The 17523-nt window shown below is 60.5% G+C and carries 13 protein-coding genes; 3 read left to right on the forward strand and 10 right to left on the reverse strand.

From position 1 onward, the window contains the following. Positions 1-125: 125 nt before the first annotated feature. Genes FJ953_RS27305 through FJ953_RS27335 form a run of 7 tightly spaced genes read right to left on the reverse strand, consistent with a single transcriptional unit; the run spans position 126 to position 7062 of the window. A complete protein-coding gene (locus FJ953_RS27305) occupies positions 126-1220 on the reverse strand; it encodes a NeuD/PglB/VioB family sugar acetyltransferase (protein ID WP_140561289.1) in 1095 nt (364 codons plus the stop codon). A gap of 6 nt (positions 1221-1226) precedes the next feature. After that, positions 1227-2159 (reverse strand): transketolase C-terminal domain-containing protein, encoded by a 933-nt coding sequence (locus FJ953_RS27310; RefSeq protein WP_140561287.1) that lies wholly within the window; start codon positions 2157-2159, stop codon positions 1227-1229. A 3-nt stretch (positions 2160-2162) separates the two neighbouring features. Continuing rightward, positions 2163-3173, reverse strand: coding sequence for a thiamine pyrophosphate-dependent dehydrogenase E1 component subunit alpha (locus tag FJ953_RS27315; protein ID WP_140561286.1), 1011 nt, complete (start codon positions 3171-3173; stop codon positions 2163-2165). Continuing rightward, the gene (locus FJ953_RS27320) at positions 3170-4345 is read right to left on the reverse strand and encodes a DegT/DnrJ/EryC1/StrS aminotransferase family protein (protein ID WP_140513507.1); all 1176 of its coding nucleotides are present in this window, start codon (positions 4343-4345) and stop codon (positions 3170-3172) included. The genes FJ953_RS27315 and FJ953_RS27320 overlap by 4 nt, the downstream gene beginning before the upstream one ends. 22 nt (positions 4346-4367) lie before the next feature. Beyond that, on the reverse strand, positions 4368-5045 hold the full coding sequence (locus tag FJ953_RS27325; protein ID WP_140498445.1) for a PIG-L deacetylase family protein: 678 nt from the start codon (positions 5043-5045) through the stop codon (positions 4368-4370). Then, the gene (locus FJ953_RS27330; RefSeq protein WP_140513509.1) at positions 5042-5704 is read right to left on the reverse strand and encodes a sugar transferase; all 663 of its coding nucleotides are present in this window, start codon (positions 5702-5704) and stop codon (positions 5042-5044) included. The genes FJ953_RS27325 and FJ953_RS27330 overlap by 4 nt, the downstream gene beginning before the upstream one ends. After that, positions 5701-7062, reverse strand: coding sequence for a polysaccharide biosynthesis/export family protein (locus FJ953_RS27335; protein ID WP_140513511.1), 1362 nt, complete (start codon positions 7060-7062; stop codon positions 5701-5703). The genes FJ953_RS27330 and FJ953_RS27335 overlap by 4 nt, the downstream gene beginning before the upstream one ends. Positions 7063-7205: 143 nt before the next feature. Between FJ953_RS27335 and FJ953_RS27340 the strand changes: the two genes are divergently transcribed. Together FJ953_RS27340 and FJ953_RS27345 are read left to right on the forward strand one after the other, a co-directional pair. Next, the gene (locus tag FJ953_RS27340; protein WP_140498442.1) at positions 7206-8426 is read left to right on the forward strand and encodes a glycosyltransferase; all 1221 of its coding nucleotides are present in this window, start codon (positions 7206-7208) and stop codon (positions 8424-8426) included. A gap of 66 nt (positions 8427-8492) precedes the next feature. Further along, positions 8493-9623 (forward strand): glycosyltransferase family 4 protein, encoded by a 1131-nt coding sequence (locus tag FJ953_RS27345; protein WP_140498441.1) that lies wholly within the window; start codon positions 8493-8495, stop codon positions 9621-9623. Positions 9624-9659: 36 nt separating this feature from the next. On the opposite strand, the gene FJ953_RS27350 is transcribed toward FJ953_RS27345, so the two are convergent. Beyond that, entirely contained in the window at positions 9660-11957 is a 2298-nt protein-coding gene (locus tag FJ953_RS27350) for a polysaccharide biosynthesis tyrosine autokinase (protein WP_181169651.1), read from the reverse strand. A gap of 279 nt (positions 11958-12236) precedes the next feature. On the opposite strand from FJ953_RS27350, the gene FJ953_RS27355 reads away from it, so the two are divergent. Further along, a complete protein-coding gene (locus FJ953_RS27355) occupies positions 12237-13577 on the forward strand; it encodes an O-antigen ligase family protein (RefSeq protein WP_181165376.1) in 1341 nt (446 codons plus the stop codon). 105 nt (positions 13578-13682) lie between these two features. Here FJ953_RS27355 and FJ953_RS27360 read toward each other — a convergent pair whose 3' ends face one another. Together FJ953_RS27360 and FJ953_RS27365 are read right to left on the reverse strand one after the other, a co-directional pair. Beyond that, on the reverse strand, positions 13683-15137 hold the full coding sequence (locus FJ953_RS27360) for a hypothetical protein (protein ID WP_140498438.1): 1455 nt from the start codon (positions 15135-15137) through the stop codon (positions 13683-13685). Between the two features lie 20 nt (positions 15138-15157). Continuing rightward, positions 15158-17314, reverse strand: a complete 2157-nt coding sequence (locus tag FJ953_RS27365) for a nucleoside-diphosphate sugar epimerase/dehydratase (RefSeq protein WP_140498437.1) — start codon at positions 17312-17314, stop codon at positions 15158-15160. Between the last annotated feature and the right edge of the window lie 209 nt (positions 17315-17523).

Genomic DNA, 17523 nt, shown 5'->3' on the forward strand with positions numbered 1-17523 from the left:
AAGTACGGCTTGACTGACACCGATCGGAATTGGCGAACCCTCGGCCGCAGCCACGAGAGCCGCCCCGTCGAACCGCCCCGCCATGTCGCTTTCTCGAGCCGGAGATCGCCTTTGGGCGACATGCATTAGCGGAGATGGCGGCGGCCCTGCGCGTCGACGATGGTGTTGTCTGCGACATTGGCGCTGATGTGCGCGCCGTTGTGGATCAGGCAGTCGGCGCCGATCTGGACGCCCAGGAGCACCGTTGCGCCCATGCCCACGACGGTCATGGCTCCGATGCCCACTCCGCCGGCCAGGATGGCGCCTGGTGTTAGGTGCGCATTATCCTGAACGACGCTGTCGTGGCAGACTATAGTCCCCTGATTGACGATGACGTTGTTACCGATCGTACAGCGCGGACCGATGCTCGCGCCGGCCAGAATATGGCAGCCATGTCCAATCCTGGTCGCCTTGGAGACGATCGCGGAAGGATGGATCACAGGCGGCAGAACGAAGCCCATTGCGGTGGCGCGTTCATACATTGCCCGCCTCACCTGGCTTGACTGGGCGCCTCCGATGCCGATGAAAGCATAGCGCGTGCCCTCGGAAAGCAAACGCTCCAGGCAGTCTTCCGTGCCGATCACCGAAATACCGCCGCAGACGTGGTGGCCGGCGGGCAACGCTTGATCGGTGCAGCCCAGGATATCGTATCCGGCACCATCGAGAGCATCGATCAAACAGGCGGCGTGGCCGCCGCCGCCGATGATGACGGCCCGCCTGGAGAAGGCGACGGAACTCGGCTCGCCCGGTTCGGCTCTCTTGGCGGCGGATCGGCGACCGGCAGCAGCGCGCACCTCGGCTTCGCCAATGCGGCCATTGGACGGAATGACGTCCGCAAGGTTGACCCCGAGCTCGGATGCGGCCTTGCGGGCTTTAGCCGTTATCGCGACTTCGCTGGCCCCGACATCGGCCGCGCTGGTCTCCCCGACAACGACATTCGAATTTTCGTCGATGATTTTGCAAAGCGTTGCGCCGACAGGAACGAAGTCACCGACCTTGATGTCCAGCAGGCCGACAGTTCCTGCCTCCGGAGCATCTACCTCGACTGCGGCCTTGGTGGTCTCAAGCACGAAAAGAATGGTGCCTTGTTCGACCCTTTCACCTTGTGCGACCCGAATCTCGATGAGCTGGAGATTGTCCTCGTTGGCGTTAACCCGCGGGGCTTCGACAAGCACGGTCATGTACGCTTAGCCTTTCTGGAACAGGTCGATGCAGGCCGCCTGGATGGCGTTCACACCCGGCAGCAGATCGTCCTCCCAGTCGCGGCTTGAGGGAATGGGGTGATCGGGCCCGGTCAATGCGCTGAAGTGCCTGACCCGGCCGATCAGTGCGCGCGCACACTCCGACGCGAAGCCCCAGCCGGGAGAGCCTTCCTCCACCGCGACCACACGCGTGCAGTTGCCGACCTGGCTTCGGACCTCATCGCCAGGGAAGGGCGACAGCTGTTCGACGGCCACCACGGTGGTCGCGATTTCCTCCTCTTGCGCGAGTTTCTTTGCGGCCGCGACAGCGTGCTCGACGCAACCCCCATATGTCAGGATCACGACATCTGCATCCGCCGGGCGTGGAAGCGCGTCGGGTCCGAGCACGGGCCTGGAATACATCACCTTGTTTTCGATGATCAGGTGAGGGGATCGCGACGCGAAGGCCCGATGCAGAAGCGTGCCAGGATCGGCATACTCGTGAGTGGCAAGCACCGTCAGCCCGGGCACGCCGCAAAAATGCTTTTCCAGACTTTGCGAGTGCGTCGGCCCATAGCCGCGCCGTCCGCCCATGGGAGCGCGGATGATGACGGGGACCTCAACCTGATCGTTGTACATCCAGCGGAACTTGGCGACGTGATTGATGATCTGGTCGGCAGCAAGGGCTATGAAGTCTCCGAACATGAGTTCGACGATCACAGGCCGGCCTTTGATGGCCATGCCTGCCGCCATGCCAACAATGCCGCCTTCGCTGATCGGCGTGGTCCAGACACGGTCCTTATAGGCTGACGAAAGACCCTTGGTGACTTTGAAGGCGCCACCGTAGGGGTCAAGGACATCCTCACCCAAAATCACCAGACGGAGATCGGCTCCCATGAGATCGTGTAGCGCGCGGTTGATAGATTCGACGACACGCATGGATCAGCCCCGCGCCAAGGCGGCCGCGGCGGCGGATTCGACCGCGCTGTCCACGACATTCAGGCAGTAGGCGTCGATCTCATCGGCGTTCGCAACGCGCCGGCGCATCGGGGGTATGGGATCTCTGGCTCGAGCTTGCTCAAGACGCTCCGCCGGCCTCGTATCATCTCCCTTGCTGTGGGGGCCGATCCGTTCGGTTCGCAAGTAGAGCCAGCAAGGGCGGGATTCGGCGCGTACATAGCCTACGGCTTCTTGGGCGAGCTCATATATCGCGACCGGATCGTTGCCGTCATAGGCGAATGTGCGGACGCCGAACGGCTCGGCCCTGGCGACGATCGAACCGGAGACGGTCAGATGCTTGGGCGTCGTCTGGGCGATCTCGTTGTCCTCGATCACAAAGACCACCGGGGCGGCGAAAACAGACGCAAGGTTAAGGCTCTCGTATACGGCTCCCTCGCCCATCGTGCCGTCGCCGAGAAAGACCACTGCGACGGCGCCTTCGTCCTTTCGCGCCAGCGCACTACCAACCGCGACGGGTGCGATGCCTCCTTGGATGCCATTGGAGTGGAAGTTGCGGAAGCACAGGTGCTGGCTGCCGCCGCGTCCGCCGCAAATGCCGGTTACACGCCCCATGATCTCGGCTATCAGGCCCTCGACTTCGCCCGAATAGGCAATGAAATGACCGTGGCAGCGGTGGTTGCTCCAGACAATGTCGCGGTCCCGGTCAAGAGCGTTTATCACGCCAACCGCATTGGCTTCCTGTCCAATGGACGTGTGCGTCGTGCCGAACAGGAGACCTTGGGAAAAAAGATCGAGCAAGCGCTCCTCCACGAGCCGGATGAGCATCATCTGCTGATAAAATCGAGCCGCGGCTGGCAGTTCGAATCCGAGCAAACCACGCTCTGTAGGGGCAAGGGTGAGGTTCCGCGCTGCTGACGACGTCACTATCTGCAGCTCTGCCAGAGAAGACGCTGGAACGGTTTCATCCTTCCTGATCGCGCGTTCCTTTGTCATGCTGCCTCGAGCTGGCGCGAAGCCGTAACAAGGATTGACCGCGCCGTCGACGCGGCAGCCATGGTCTCCTCGGTCGTCCAGGACGGGTCGACCAGAAAAGCCATACTCGTTTCACCGAGCTGCCGTGCGATCGGCAGACGTTCGGGCGGCGCTACCCCGGCGTCCGCGAAGGCATGTTCAAGATAGATCTCAGAGCAGCTTCCCGAGAAGCATGGGACGCCGGCCGCATTGATAGCCGCAATCAACTCGTCGCGCGACCATCCGGGGGACAGCATCTCGGGCTTGATATAGAAATAGCATCGGTACCAGGCATGCTTATGCTCCGAACCGAGCTGGGGCGCGTGCAGCATCGGCAATTCAGCAAGCGTCCTCATCCAGATGCTGGCATTTCGCTCGCGTTGGCGAGTCCAGTCGGGTAGGCGCTCGAGCTGCCGCAAGCCAAGCACTGCCTGGATTGATGTCATGCGCCAGTTGGTGCCGATGCTGTCATGCAGCCAGCGAAACCCTGTCGCCCTATGGGGGGCAAAGACCAGATCGTAGTTCTTGCCGTGGTCCTTGAGGCTCCAGGCAGCGAGCCACAATTTCTTGTCGTCCATTGCGACAAGCCCACCTTCGCCGCCCGTCGTGATGATCTTGTCCTGGCAGAACGAGAACGCCGCTATGTCGCCGAAGGAGCCAATCGGTCGTCCGTTGTATTCGGCTCCATGCGCCTGGGCGCAATCTTCGATGACTTTTATGCCGCTGCGCTTTGCGAGTTCCATGATCGGCGCCATGTCGCACGGCCAGCCGGCAATATGCACGACGATCACTGCCTTTGTTCGAGCCGTTATCTTCGGCGCAATCGTCTCGGCGGAAAGGTTGCCCGAACTCGGGTCGACATCCGCGAAAACGGGCGTGGCGCCGGCAAACATGACGCAGGCGGCGGAGGCGACGAAACTGCGGGGCGTGACGATCACCTCGTCACCGGCGCCGATGTGGAGAATCTTCATCGCAAGATCCAGCGCGAGCGAGCCGTTGGCCAGCGCCACCGCGTGACGTCGGCCGAGGCTGCGCGCATAGGCGCGTTCGAAGGTCTTCACATGGTCGCCGGTCCAGGCGTTCACCTGGCCGGATCGCAAAACCTCTACCACATCGGTTATTTGTTCTTCGTCGTAGATTGGCCAGCGTTTCATCGCAGAATACTCCAGCTAGGATTCAAATGACGTTTCGCAGAAGGACAAAGGCCTCGGCCGCCCTCAGATGGGCGGCGGTGCCCCTGACGATCGCAAGCGCCCGCAAGGTTTCGATCGAACGCTCATGCGGGAAATCTCTGATCTGTGAGGCGAACATCGACGCAGCTTCGAGTTTGCGGTCCAGCGTCGATGCGATGTCTATGAAGACGTTCGGCACGAAGCTCGGCGTCACATAGGGGGCATTCCAGTTCGTTTCGGAGACGGTCTCGTAAGCCATGATCGTCCGCGGATATTGAGATTGGGTCGGGCGAGCCGCTACCAGCGATGACAGGAAGATCAGCTGGTGGTCCATGTGCACATCACCGACGAAAGGGATGAGCAACGTATCCGGCACGACATCCCGCAACAGGGTCAGCAGCGCCCTGTTGAGCGTCGCGTGCGGCGTCTCGGCGATCTGCGCAGCCGGCAGATCAAGCCAATGCGTCTGTTGCACGCCCAAACAGGCATGCGCCGCCTTGGCCTCGCTGCGAACCCGTTCCGTCATCTCCTCTGTGAAGGCGGGCGGGCTGCCTCGCGTAACCACTGCGACATGAACTTCTGCGCCTTGCGCAGCCATCCGGGCTATCGTGCCGCCACACCCCAAGACCTCATCATCAGGATGCGGTGCGATCACCAGAAGTCGACCGAGTGCTGGGTTCATGGCCGGACCGTCCCGGCGGGCATAGCCTTCAAAGCATGGTCGACATGGCGGCGGTCGACACGTTCGCCCAACAGTGCCACTTGGACAGTCAGAACCAGTATGTGCAGATCGAGCCACAGGCTGCGGTTGCGCACATACCAGAGGTCGAGCGCTAGCTTTTCGCTGTTGGTGAGGCGGGTATTGCCGTTCACCTGTGCCCATCCGGACAGGCCGGGGCGGACCGTGCCGCGAATACGCCCCAGCTCGCCGAATTCGGCGATGGTGGCCGGGAGCAACGGACGGGGCCCCATGAAGGCCATGTCCCCCCTGGCGATCGAGAGAAGCTGCGGCAGCTCATCGATGCGGACGGAGCGCATCAGCCGCGTGGCCGGCGTCTCACGCAAGGCGTCGGGGAGCAGCATGCCATTTCCGTCTCGCCCTTCGTGCATCGTACGAAACTTGCAGATCACGAACGGGCGACCTTCCAGCCCGCTGCGAGACTGGCGGAAAAACAATGGACGGCCGACACTAACCCAGACAATGGCAGCAGCCACGAGCCATAGCGGCAGGCTGAGAACCAAAAGGATCACCGCTGCGATACGGCTTGGTATGGCCCGGCCAAGCGGAACGCGCGCAGTCCAGCCGCCGGAACGTGCTGTTGGGGTGCTGAGGCCGATCATTGCGACGGTCCGACCTGGACGGAAGAGGTCGTCGCCAAGGCAGTGGCTGAACGGCTTGTCGTGTCCTGGGCGCTATCCAGGCGGTTTATTGACACAAGGATCGTATCTCCGGCCGCAACCGGATCGTCGAGGGTCGCCACCTTTGTGGCGGTCTGGCCATTTACCTTGCGGCGGATCTGGTAGGTGAACGTGATGGAGTTGTTGCTGCGTGTCTGCTCCGCGGCCAGCGAGCTCAACAGCAGGATCTGTTCCTCGGTCGATTCTCGAACCGCGATCAGGCGCTCGATTTCAGAGTTGTGGGCCTGGAGATCCGTCAACGCCGTGTGTGTCCAGGTCTGGGTGGCGTCATCCAGGTCGCGCTGCAACTGGCTCAATTCGCGGCGCACCGTTGATGCCTGATTGTAGATTTCAAGCAGATGGGATTGCTGCGTGGTCGCTTCGCGCTCGGCGTTCGAGAGGTCTGTGATTGTGACGAGACCTTTCTTGTTAAGGCCCCTGATGCGATCGAGATCCGCCTGTGCCGAAGCGATCACTGTCTTTTGTATGTCCGAAAGCTGTTGAACATTGGCGAGGGCAACATTCACTTCTTCGATCCCCGCCGAGAGCTGCTTGCGACGTGTCGTCAGCGCATGTTGATCTGCTTCAAGGATGCGCTGCTCGGTAGGAAGCAGCGTCGCGAGCAGGTTGGCGTTCATGAGGCCCTTGATCTTGGCAGGCAGATCCAGTTCCGAGATCTTGTCGCTGTTTGCCAATTGGGCCTTGATGCGCGCAGCGGCGACCGCCTCCTTGGCGATCTCCACCACGCTTTCATCAAGAGCTCCGCGCAACCGGGCGCGTGTTACGACGCGATCCTCCGCCGTGGCTCCCCCGGTCGACTGGCCGCCCGCAAGCGCCACCGCCTGCTCCACGTTCAGTGCCGGCTGGTAAGGAAACGAGCCCGGCGCCTTTACATCCCCAAGGACGAAGATCGGGCGGAAGCTCACCACCGCAAGAGCTATATGCGGGTCATTGAAGAGTTCACGCTCGATGAATGCCTTACGGATACGACTCAAGGCGTCGGGCACCGTCAGGCCGCCGACTTCAAAGCTGCCGATCAGCGGAATGTTGATCGCGCCATCGCTGGCGACCGTGAGTTGTTCGGCGGGAAGCGCGTCGTCGATGAAGTCAAACGACACCACATCGCCGACCGAAACCTTGTAGTCATCGTCCGCCGCGGCCCAGGCATCAAGCTGGGAAATCAGAATCGCTGCAACCGCAAGGATCGCAATACTGGCGGATCCCAGTGCTTTCGCAAGGAATGTACTGGTCCACGCGCCTGTCGATCGCCTGCTCCGCGCCGCATTGCAATAAGATGCCATGGAAGCCCACCATAGAATTTTCCTGCAAAGACCCTAGCGACACCTGCGCGAGGACAATGAGTCATACCTTTGGTGGAGCGGTGACAACCTTCGGTCTGGTTCCCACCTAATTTGGCTAACTGGATGTCGACTGCAACCAACGTATGGTGCGGCTGGATACTGTCGGACGATTGAATGCTTCCTCAGGGCGGAGCGTTGCAGACAGCTGGGAAGCTTGCGTGCACACAAGTGTTCTTCACACCATTACCAGTCTCGACGTCGGCGGCGCTCAGGTCATGCTTGCCCGTTTTCTTGGCCAGGTCGACCAAAATCGCTTCTCGACTTCAGTTCTGTCCCTGCTTTCACCCGGTCCGGTGGCTGCAAACGTAGAATATACAAGATCGGGGCTCGTTTCGCTCGACATGACGGAACGGCCGCGACCGCGCGATGTCGTTCGGCTGACGCGGTCGATAAGACGGGCGGCCCCTGATCTTCTTCACGGATGGATGTATCACGGCAACGTCGCGGCAACGCTCGGCTCGATGCTAGGGCTCAATTTCTCGCCGGTCATCTGGAGCATCCATCACACGGTTCGAGATCTCGCCGACGAGAAACCATTGACGCGCCAATTGATACGGCTCTCGGCCCGCCTGTCGAGGCGCACCAGCGCGATCTCATATTGCTCGCGCGTCGCCGCCGATGATCACGAGCGCCTGGGCTTTGATCCGCGCCGGAGGGTGGTTATCCCGAACGGGACGGATTGCGATCAATTTTCCCCCTCGGCCGACGCCGGTGCGAAGCTGCGCCGCCTGTTCGGCTTGCCGCCCGGACGGCTGATGATCGGCCATGTGGCACGCTTCCATCCCATGAAGGACCAGGTTAGCCTGGTCCGCGCCATCAGCCGGCTCCTGGAACAGGGATACGACGTTCAGGGCATATTTATCGGGGAGGGACATGCCGACGGCCCGGTGCGGCGCACCGCCCGTGAGCTCGGCATAGACGACCGCATTACCACGCCGGGCATCCGCGCTGACATCGCCGACCTCATGCCGGGCTTCGACGTCTACGCGCTTTGCTCGGCTTGGGGCGAGGCATTTTCCCTTGCCGTAGGCGAGGCGATGGCCAGCGGCGTGCCGGCGGTGGTTACCGCGGTCGGCGACTCCGGCTGGCTGGTCGGCGACAGCGGCGTGGTCGTTCCACCGGGAGATAGTGAAGCTCTGGCCGCCGGATTGATCAGGCTTGTCAGCCTTGAACCGGCCGAGCGCCGCGCCTTGGGTCAACAAGCGCGTCGTCGCGTCATGGAGAACTTCTCGCTTTCCCTTTACGTCGGCAGGCACCTGGAACTCTACGAAGCAGCTCTAGGGCGTCGTCGCCATATCCGATAGGAGCGGCTGGTGGTTGCTGTGCACATGAATGGTCGAGATTCTCCTCGCGCCCCTGTGGACTATGCGATGCGCCGCAAGCGCATCGTCGTCATTGCGAGCCTGACGCGTTCGCTTGTCAACTTTCGTCTCGAATTGTTGAAGGCCATGGTCGCTGCGGGGCATGATGTCATTGCGCTCGCCCCCGATGAAGATGAGCGGGCGATCGCCGGTCTCAAGGCAATTGGCGTGACCTTCCGACAGATTCCGATGGCCAGGACGGGTACCAGTCCGCTGGCCGATTTGCGAACGCTCAAGGCGCTTTACAAGCTCATCCGCGGCTTGGCGCCCGAAATCGTCCTGGCGTATACGATGAAGCCGATCATCTATGGTGGATTGGCTGCCCGCCTTGCCCGTGTACCGCGCCGGTTTGCGCTCTTTACAGGCTTCGGCTTCATATTCAGCGGCAGCATGACGGGACTGCGCGCAACCATTTTGCGCCGGTTGAGTATTGGTCTCTACCGCTCGGCTCTGGTCGGCTGCGAAGCAGTTTTCGCTTACAATGACGCCGACGCTTCCGACATCCGGCGCCATGGGATGGTTTCTGCGACGACGCCGGTGATCATGATCCCGGGTTCAGGAGTGGACCTGACACTGTTTGCCGCAAGCCCCCCACCTTCAGGGCCTCCCGTCTTCCTTCTGATCGCTCGCTTGCTTCGCGAAAAGGGAATTGCCGAGTTTGCTGCCGCCGCGCGTATCCTGAAGACCAAGTACCGCGCTGCACGCTTTCAGATTCTCGGGCCCTTCGATCCCAGTCCCCTCTCCATCTCGAAAGCCGAAATGGACCAGTGGACCAAGGAAGGCGCCGTTGAATATCTCGGCGAAACACACGACGTCGGTCCCTATTTGACCGCGTCCACCGTGTTCGTGTTGCCGTCCTATTACAGGGAGGGCATTCCCCGCAGCGCGCTGGAAGCCTTGTCGACCGGTCGGCCGATAATCACGACCAACGCCCCTGGCTGTCAAGAAACGGTGATCGAGGGCGAGAACGGTTTCCGGGTCGAGCCGCGAGACGTGGAAGCTCTCGCCTCGGCGCAGCGGGCTTTTCTCGAGGATGAGGAACTCGCCGCAAAGATGGGCGCCAACTCAAGAAAGCTCGCGGAAGACCGGTTCGATGTTCACAAGGTGAACCAAACCCTGCTCGAGGCGATGGGGATATAGTCGGCCGCGCCTGATCGGCCGCGCGGCCGATGGCGGTCAAGCAGGAAAATAACGACGAATCTGCTGCCGTTTCAAATAGGCTTTCCGCAGGGCACCACGGGCCTGTCGGAAGGGGTCGACGCGGTTGAACACCCAGCCGATCGATGGACCGCCGGCGAACCGCAGGCGCTCGACAACCTGGGAGAGAGCCTCTTGCGTGGTGTTGTCCCACGCGGCCACGACCACGACGGTATCCACCGAGGCGGCAATCCTGATTGCGTCTTCGACGACGAGCACAGGCGGCGCGTCGATGATCACCACGTCGTATTCGAGCCGGAACGCCTCCAGCAATTTCGCGAATTGGCTGGAATTGAGGAATTCAGGCAAGGTCTGGTCGTCGGCAGATGGCGCCAGCACATCCAGTCGCGGAACTTCAGGAAGCGTCTGAACGATCTCTGCCAGGGTGCAACCACCATGTAGGTAGTCGTTGAGTGTCTTGTCGGCGGGCCCAAACTGCATGGCGCTATGGATGCTGCGGGTTCGCAAATCCAGATCAATCAGCGCTGTCAGGGCGCCGTCCATTCCAGCTGCCACGGCGAGGCCCATGGCCGTCGTTGTCTTGCCTTCCTGTGGTAGTCCTGAACTGACCAGGATCACCTGTTTGCTCCGGCCACCGTTCATCCGGGTGCAGGCCATGTACAGCGACCGGAAGGCATCGGAGAAGGCCGACCGTGGTTGCGACAACAAGGTTTCAAGAGGAGGCGTGGCGCGTTGCAGGAATTTCTTGGGCAGTTGCGGAATCGACGCCAGCAGTGGCGCACGGATAAGCTTCGATACCCGTTGTGACTCGCGTATTCTCACATCCATGCTTTCAAGCGTCAGCACAAGGATCAGGGCTAGGATCAGCGACGCGGCGAAACCGCCTGCCGTCATCAAACGAAGTTTGGGAAAGGAAGGGCTCGTCGGAATCTCGGCAGCGGAAACCGTCCGCACGCCGGGCTCGACCGCCTCGGAAAACGGATCGAGGCTGCCAAGCCTGCCTGATACGAGGTCGTAGAGCTTCTGCTCGGTCGACAATTGGTTGTTCAGTTCCCGAAGCTTCGCTTCCGCCAGGCTCCTTTGCCGTAGTTGCTCGTTGGACTCCTCCAAAGTCTTCGCGAGTTGGTTGACCCTGCCTTCGTTGACGCGGACGTCGTTTTCCAAGATTGCGATCGTACGCAGCATCTCCTGAGAGATCATCGCGCGGACGGCCGCTACTTTTGCATCCGCCTCCTGGACCAAGGGATGATTGCGCCCGTAGTTGCTGGCCAGTTGCGCGCGATCCCTCATCGCCGTCGCTTCGTCGTTGCGCAGGGACGTCAGGAAGTCCGATGAGAGCAGGGGATCGACGTTGGCGCCCGCGTCGCCGGTCTTGGCCGCCAGCCTGACCTGGGCGAGGCGCGCCTGCGCTTGCGTGTATTCACCTCTAGCGGTGCTGAGCTGCTCGTTGCTTTGCTGGATCGAGGCGCGCAGCAGATCATCGCGTGGATCGCTGGATACGCCGTGTTCTCGCGCATACTGGGCGATCTGGCCTTCTATGGCGGCTATCCGTGACGCAAGCTCCGTCGATTGCTGCCTCAGAAAGCTAACGGCGTCCTTGATGTCCTGCCGCTTGTTGTCCCGGGACCATTCCACGAACAGTTTGGCCGTCGCATTGGCTATCAGGGCCGCCCTCGACGCGTCGTCATTGAAAAAGGAGATCGTCATCGCCGAGCTCTCTCCGGACCGGTCAACCGAAACGCTCGACAGATACGATGAAATCGCCCGATCTTGCTGAACCCCCTTCGATGGCAGCGACGCGGGATCCTGCGGGTCGGCGCCGGCGACAAGGCTCCATAGCGCTCGCGGTATCGAGACGATCAAGCCGACGGCCTGTGACAGCAGTCCAGGGCCCGAATCCGAAGGGGAAGCTCGGCTCGCGGCTGGTTTCAGATAGGTGTTGAAGTCCGGGTCCTTGATGAGGTCCAGTCTGTCGACGACCAGGCTGGCAAAGACACGAGAGGTGATCAGATCCGCCTCGGTGTCCATTCGCGACTTGTCGGGCTGTTGATTAGGCTGCGCTTGTGCGGTGTCGAGAGGATTGGGATCGTCGGATTCGACAACGATCATCGAGCGAGCGGTGTACGTCTTGGGAAGTTCCACGGCCGTGATGAGCGCGAGAGCGGTGCCGGTAGTCACGACCGCAAGGATCAAGGGGAGGCGCCTTCGGAAAAGCGTGTAGAGCTCGCGCGGGCCGAAAGTGCGTTCCTTCGACGGCTCGATCGGCTCTTGAAGAAATGGTTCCAGACGGCTCCACACGCTGTTGTCGTCTATCAAGCTCACAGATCCCGCCCCTTTTTGTTTGTCTTCGACTGGTCCAAGCCGGCCCTGCCACATCGGACCTGGAGGCTACCCAACATCGAATTCGCGACTTACCGCGACGACAGTTTTAACATGGTTGCGCGGCCGCAATCGCGCTCAAGAGGCTTAGCCGCAAAGGCGACATCATCCAAAAGGATAGCGTAACCGGCCCGGGCCCTATCTTGGCAGATAGGCTGAACTGCAGGCCCAATGAGGGCTGGCGAAAAGGACTCTCAAGCAGATTCAGGAGTGAGGATGAACTACGCCAGGGCTCCTCGCCATTATTGGACAAGGCCCGGCCCCAAACCGGCCGTCACATCGTTGCCAGAGGTAGCCGGGAGACTCGGGCTCTGGTTCGCCGTGGCGTCCGTCTTTCTCACGCCCTTCAATATTCTTCGGTTTGATGCATTCTATTTTACCATCAGCGACGGCTTCGCTCTCGCGGCCGTATTCGCAGCCATACTCGGGAAATCCTTTTCGATCTCTCCCTTGGGCGCGGGGACGTTTCTATGGAACATCGGCATCGCCCTACTATGCGGGATGCTGCTGCTAAGCAGTCTGATCCACGGAGATCCGCAGCGAGGCTTCATCATCTCGGCGCAATATCTGTACGCCTACTTTCTCCTGGCCTTCATGATCGTGTCGAGGCCCTGGGCCGAAATCGTTCTCTTGATGAAATCATTTCTTTGCTCGATCGCCGTGATGTGTCTGCAGGGGATAGTGATAATCGACATCCTCAAGCAACGCGGCACCGTCTTTGTCAGCGGCAATGGTCGTTTTCAGGGTTGGGTGGAACGCGAGAATGAATGCGCAACGCTGATAGCGCTCTCTGTCCCGCTAATGTTGTGGCTGGTGGCGTCAGGCTGCATAAGGCCTCGCTGGCTTTGGGTCGGACTGCCGCTTTTTGGCTATGGCATTATTTTGACAGGATCCAATACCGGCCTGATCGGCCTTGTCTTTGCGGTCACCATCTTCGTAGTCGCGACGGGCTCGTGGCGCCGCATCATTTCTTTAGCGGTGACCTCGCTCGCCGCATTCTTCATTGCCGTTACCTGGGGCCGCGACTTCTTGCCCGAGGTCTTCCAACACCGCGTGCTGAATGCGCTGCAGAATGGTGACCTCGATGAGGCTGGCACGTTTGCAGACCGTATGCGGCTCATCCATGAGGCCATTGGCAAAGCGGACAATAATTCACTGCTTGGTATCGGTGCCGACCAGTATCGGCAGGTCAGCGAATTGCACGCCCCGGTCCACAACACCTACCTCCTCATATGGGTCGAGGCAGGGCTGCCCGGATTCATCGGTTTTCTGCTCCTGCTCGTGGCAGGCATCACCATCGCCATCCTTGCCGCTCGGAGTCGTGAAGGCAAGGTATCCGCCATTTGCACGGCGACGACAGTTCTCCTCTTCGCGGCGCTGGCCAATGCGCTACCGCATCTTTACAGTCGTTTCTTTCTCGTGCCTCTGCTGCTTGGAATGGCGCCCAGTGTTGCGATTTTGCGCGACGGCCCAGCTTCAAGAACGGTCACGCGCTTTCTTCGCGGTACTCGCTCCAAGTACGGTCGTTCGCGGCCTTTCCTACGCAGGCCGATCTAAGGGGCCCACCAGCCGAGCTTTCCAGCTTCTACAAAGGCTAAAATCGGCGCACCCGGAAGATCTGGTCAGAGTCTCCCCATGGCAAGAGCGAGCGATATATAGAAGCTATTTCGCCGGCTCTGATGCTTGCGCGGAGATGAAACGAGCGAGGGCGAACACGCCCTCGACGAAGTCTTCTCCCTCGATAAACCGGCCCTCAACCCAGCGTCCCTGGGTATCCTGACTGTCGACGAGCTGACGCACCTTTGAATTCAGTTCGCCAGTACTCAACTCATCCGCGGCACTGATCCACAGTCGTTGACGTGAAACTCTCTGCCCCCGCGTTGCACTCTCGAGCCGAGCGAACACCGGCTCGATCTCTGCACCGGTTTTCATGCCGTAGTGTTTCAGGAGGTCCATGTCGTCGAACGTCACTTGGCCGCCCTCATCGATGTAAAGCGGCCGGTTGGTGTTGAGTTCGTAGAAACGTGCCCAACTGCCGTCGGACAGGCGCGCCGCCTGTAGCCAGGTGGCTGCAGTCGTCGCCGCGTGCAGCAACCGCGCATCCCTGTTTTGCTCGTTCAACTCGATCAGGTAATCGATATTGCCGGCGGTTTCGCGCGAGACGACCGCTGGCGGCTCAAACCTGCGTCCCCAAACCGGCTGCATGGAACGATCGTAACCCTGAGCCCAGCCCTGTTGTGGCGCGGGCAACTGGGCTGCAAGGAGAAAATCGCCGACCTTCTCCGCCGTCTTGAGATATGCGGGATCGTGATATGTGCGGTAGGCGTTGAGAAAGAGACGACCCATATCGCGGGGAAGATTGTCATTGACGATGAAATAGGGCGGACGATCAGGCTTCTGCCACTCGTGAGACCAACTGGCCGGAATACTCGCCTTGGCCGCAGCCTTTACATCCGCCCCAGGCGCGGCTCCCTTGAAGAAGACCGGGAAGGCCCCATTCGGGTATTGCACCCGCATCAATCGATGAAGCGCCCTGTCGATGCAGGAACGGACGTCCGGATCCGAACCGCCGCTCGCCAGGTCGAACCACATCAGAAAATTCAGCACGCTCTGTGTGTTGTTGTCATCGAGGACAGTCTCGTTGCGTTGCGGATTGTCCTTGATATCGCGACAGATATTCCCGCCTACCTTCAGTGCGCGGTAGCACCATGTCGCCGCCTTTTGCGGGTCGGTCTCGATCTTGTAAAACCATCCGCCGGATTCCAGCTGAGTCTTGACCAGAGCGGTTGCCACGACCTGGGCAGACTGAAGCCATTGCTTGTCGCCGGTAACCTCGAAAATGCGCAGGAACGCAGCGCCGACAGCCGGCGTACCAGGCGGCTGCACCCAGCCAACGCTCGCGGGCACGGTACCGCCTTCGCCCACCCTCTTTTGGCCGTCGAGGGAATATTTCCATACGTAAGTTCCCGCTACACCGAGATGATCGCGGAAATAGGCCCCGGCAGCCTCGATCGCCTCCCGTGCCTCGGCCACTGTCGGCTGAGATTGAGGCGCCCCGGCCAGTGCAGTGCCGCACGACAGCGCGACAAACAGAGCCGAGGCAATATGCCTTAGCACGGCAGCGCTCCCGCTGGGCCTCAAGCGGCCGCCTCGTGTGGACGCGTGCTTGCCTTGGCTGAACCGAGGATCACATGAGGCACGAAGGGCGCCGTCACCGCCGCCGCAGGCTTGGCTTCGTCTCTGCGGTAACTGGGAAGCATATCCGCAACAAGATTTAACACTCCCTCAGTGTCGCCGGCCCTCGCCAAGCGACGCAATTGCGAAAATCCCTTGCGAAGCGTGTCAAGCGGCATCGCGTTGGGCACGGCGCCCAAGACTCCGGAAATCGGAACGTCGACACGTCTTTCGCTTTCGTCGAAGAGTTCCTCGAACAGCTTTTCTCCCGGCCGGCAGCCGACAATCTTGATCTTGATGTCCTCATCCGGCCGAAATCCCGCGAGCTTGATCATGCGGCGCGCCATGTCGATGATCTTGATTGGCGCACCCATGTCGAGAACGAAGATTTCGCCCTGTCCGAGTTTTTTCTCCAGACCATGGGCCGATGCCTGCAAGGTCAGTTCAACCGCCTCGCGTATTGTCATGAAGAAGCGCTTCATCTCCATGTCGGTCACGGTCAGCGGACCGCCGTGGGCGAGTTGGCGCTTGAACAGCGGGATCAGCGACCCGCTTGAACCCAGAACATTGCCGAAACGAACGGTCATGAAGCGGACGGGGGTATCGCCGGCGGTGAAGGCGAGGTCCAGGGACTGGCAGTAGAGTTCCGCAAGGCGCTTGGTAGCGCCCATGACACTGGTCGTGTTCACAACCTTGTCGGTGGATATCTGGACCATTGCCTTGGCGCCGCAAAGGCGGGTCGCTTCTGCCACGTTCATAGTACCGATGACGTTGGTAAGAATGCCCTCACAGGGATTCAACTCGACCATCGGCACATGTTTGAGCGCCGCCGCGTGGAAGACCAGGTCAACGCGATGGCGTCGGAAAATCTCGCCCAGGCGAACAGGGTCGCGTACGTCGCAGATATATGGCTTCCGGCGCACATTAGGGAATTTCTCCGCCAATTCCAGATCGATGGCGTACAGATTGTACTCGCTGTTATCGATCAGGACCACTTCGGTGGGGCCGAGCGCGGCAATCTGCTGCGTGAGCTCTCCGCCGATCGAGCCTCCGGCGCCGGTGACGACGATGCGCCTGTTTTCGATCATTCGGGACAACGCATCTTTATCAAGAACCGCCTGCGGCCTCTCCAGAAGGTCGGTAAGTTCGATGGGGCGCAAGTCGAAGCGACTCTGATATTTAGGATTGCGCAGTTCCAGGACCGGGGCGGGGCGAGAGACAGCGATGCCCAGACGGTCGGCCCGGTCGATCAGCGCTTCAAGCATCGGGTCGACGAGGCCAGGCACCCTTTCGGTGAAAATCACGTGGCGGGGCTTGATGCCGCGACCTTCCAGATCGCCGATGACCATGTCGAAGTCTTCGATGCTGCCCAGAACCGGCACGCCGCGCAGGAAATAGCCCTCTGTCGTTGCGCCATTATCGAGCACGCCGACCGGCCAATGGCGTGCATTCGGATCCCGCTGCAGCGCGCGAATATAAAGATCGGCCGCATCGCCTGCACCGATCAGCAGCACAGGGACCACGTCGCGTCCGTTTCTCGCTCTGTTCGCAGTCGGACCAAAGCGGCTTAGCTCAACGAGCTTGGAGCGGATGCGAACTGAAATAAGCAGCGGCACGAGCAACAGAAACTGGATCACTATCACCGAGCGCGGGATCGAATCGAGCCGTGTAGCCACAAACATCAGGAACACGAAGGCCAGCGATGTGACGAATGCCGCGCGAACGATACCGAGCATGTCGCCGACAGAAGCATATCGCCAGTTGCGGGTGTAGAGGCAAGTCACCGGGAAGACCACGGCGCATGTAAGCAGGAAGCAAGGGAGTGCGAAGAGCAACGAAGCGTGGCTTTCCGGACCGGTGAATTCTCCATCAAGGCCCAATCGCATGAATGAAGCAAACGACAGTGCCGCCAGCGCCAGGGCCAGATCGATGATGTAGAGATGAAGGTTCTTGCCAACGGCCTTGGCGCGCCCGGTCACCCGCCGGCGCAAGTAAGACAGCACATGAACAATCGTCCGCGGTTTGCTGACGAGACGGCCGAGAGCGATCGCAGTGGCCAGCAAAAGGGATTGGCCTCCCAGTGGACTGATTGCCTCAAACGGCTGATCTGACTGGCTCATTCTGGACCTCGACAAAGCTTAGCCGCCGCGCCCCAAGAGAGCGCGTCAAGAGATGCGGCTGTTTGAACTCGCAGGCACAAATCCGTGCCTGCCAGTCCCTTGCTCAATCAAGAACAGGTTGGCCTGCAATCGTTCGGATTCGAGGCTACGATCTTATCGCTGCTATGGGGCGCTTTACCCGCTTTCTAAGCAACACATGCTTTTGTGCA

It is taken from the genome of Mesorhizobium sp. B2-3-6 (assembly GCF_006442305.1).
GTDB lineage: Bacteria > Pseudomonadota > Alphaproteobacteria > Rhizobiales > Rhizobiaceae > Mesorhizobium.

Bases quoted from the DNA above. Each gene is read 5' to 3' on its own strand.
- FJ953_RS27355 (WP_181165376.1), top strand. From the start codon at position 12,237: ATGAACTACGCCAGGGCTCCTCGCCATTATTGGACAAGGCCCGGCCCC.
- FJ953_RS27340 (WP_140498442.1), top strand. From the start codon at position 7,206: ATGGTGCGGCTGGATACTGTCGGACGATTGAATGCTTCCTCAGGGCGG.
- FJ953_RS27335 (WP_140513511.1), bottom strand. From the start codon at position 7,062: ATGGCATCTTATTGCAATGCGGCGCGGAGCAGGCGATCGACAGGCGCG.
- FJ953_RS27305 (WP_140561289.1), bottom strand. From the start codon at position 1,220: ATGACCGTGCTTGTCGAAGCCCCGCGGGTTAACGCCAACGAGGACAAT.
- FJ953_RS27325 (WP_140498445.1), bottom strand. From the start codon at position 5,045: ATGAACCCAGCACTCGGTCGACTTCTGGTGATCGCACCGCATCCTGAT.
- FJ953_RS27315 (WP_140561286.1), bottom strand. From the start codon at position 3,173: ATGACAAAGGAACGCGCGATCAGGAAGGATGAAACCGTTCCAGCGTCT.
- FJ953_RS27365 (WP_140498437.1), bottom strand. From the start codon at position 17,314: ATGAGCCAGTCAGATCAGCCGTTTGAGGCAATCAGTCCACTGGGAGGC.
- FJ953_RS27345 (WP_140498441.1), top strand. From the start codon at position 8,493: ATGCGCCGCAAGCGCATCGTCGTCATTGCGAGCCTGACGCGTTCGCTT.
- FJ953_RS27310 (WP_140561287.1), bottom strand. From the start codon at position 2,159: ATGCGTGTCGTCGAATCTATCAACCGCGCGCTACACGATCTCATGGGA.
- FJ953_RS27320 (WP_140513507.1), bottom strand. From the start codon at position 4,345: ATGAAACGCTGGCCAATCTACGACGAAGAACAAATAACCGATGTGGTA.
- FJ953_RS27330 (WP_140513509.1), bottom strand. From the start codon at position 5,704: ATGATCGGCCTCAGCACCCCAACAGCACGTTCCGGCGGCTGGACTGCG.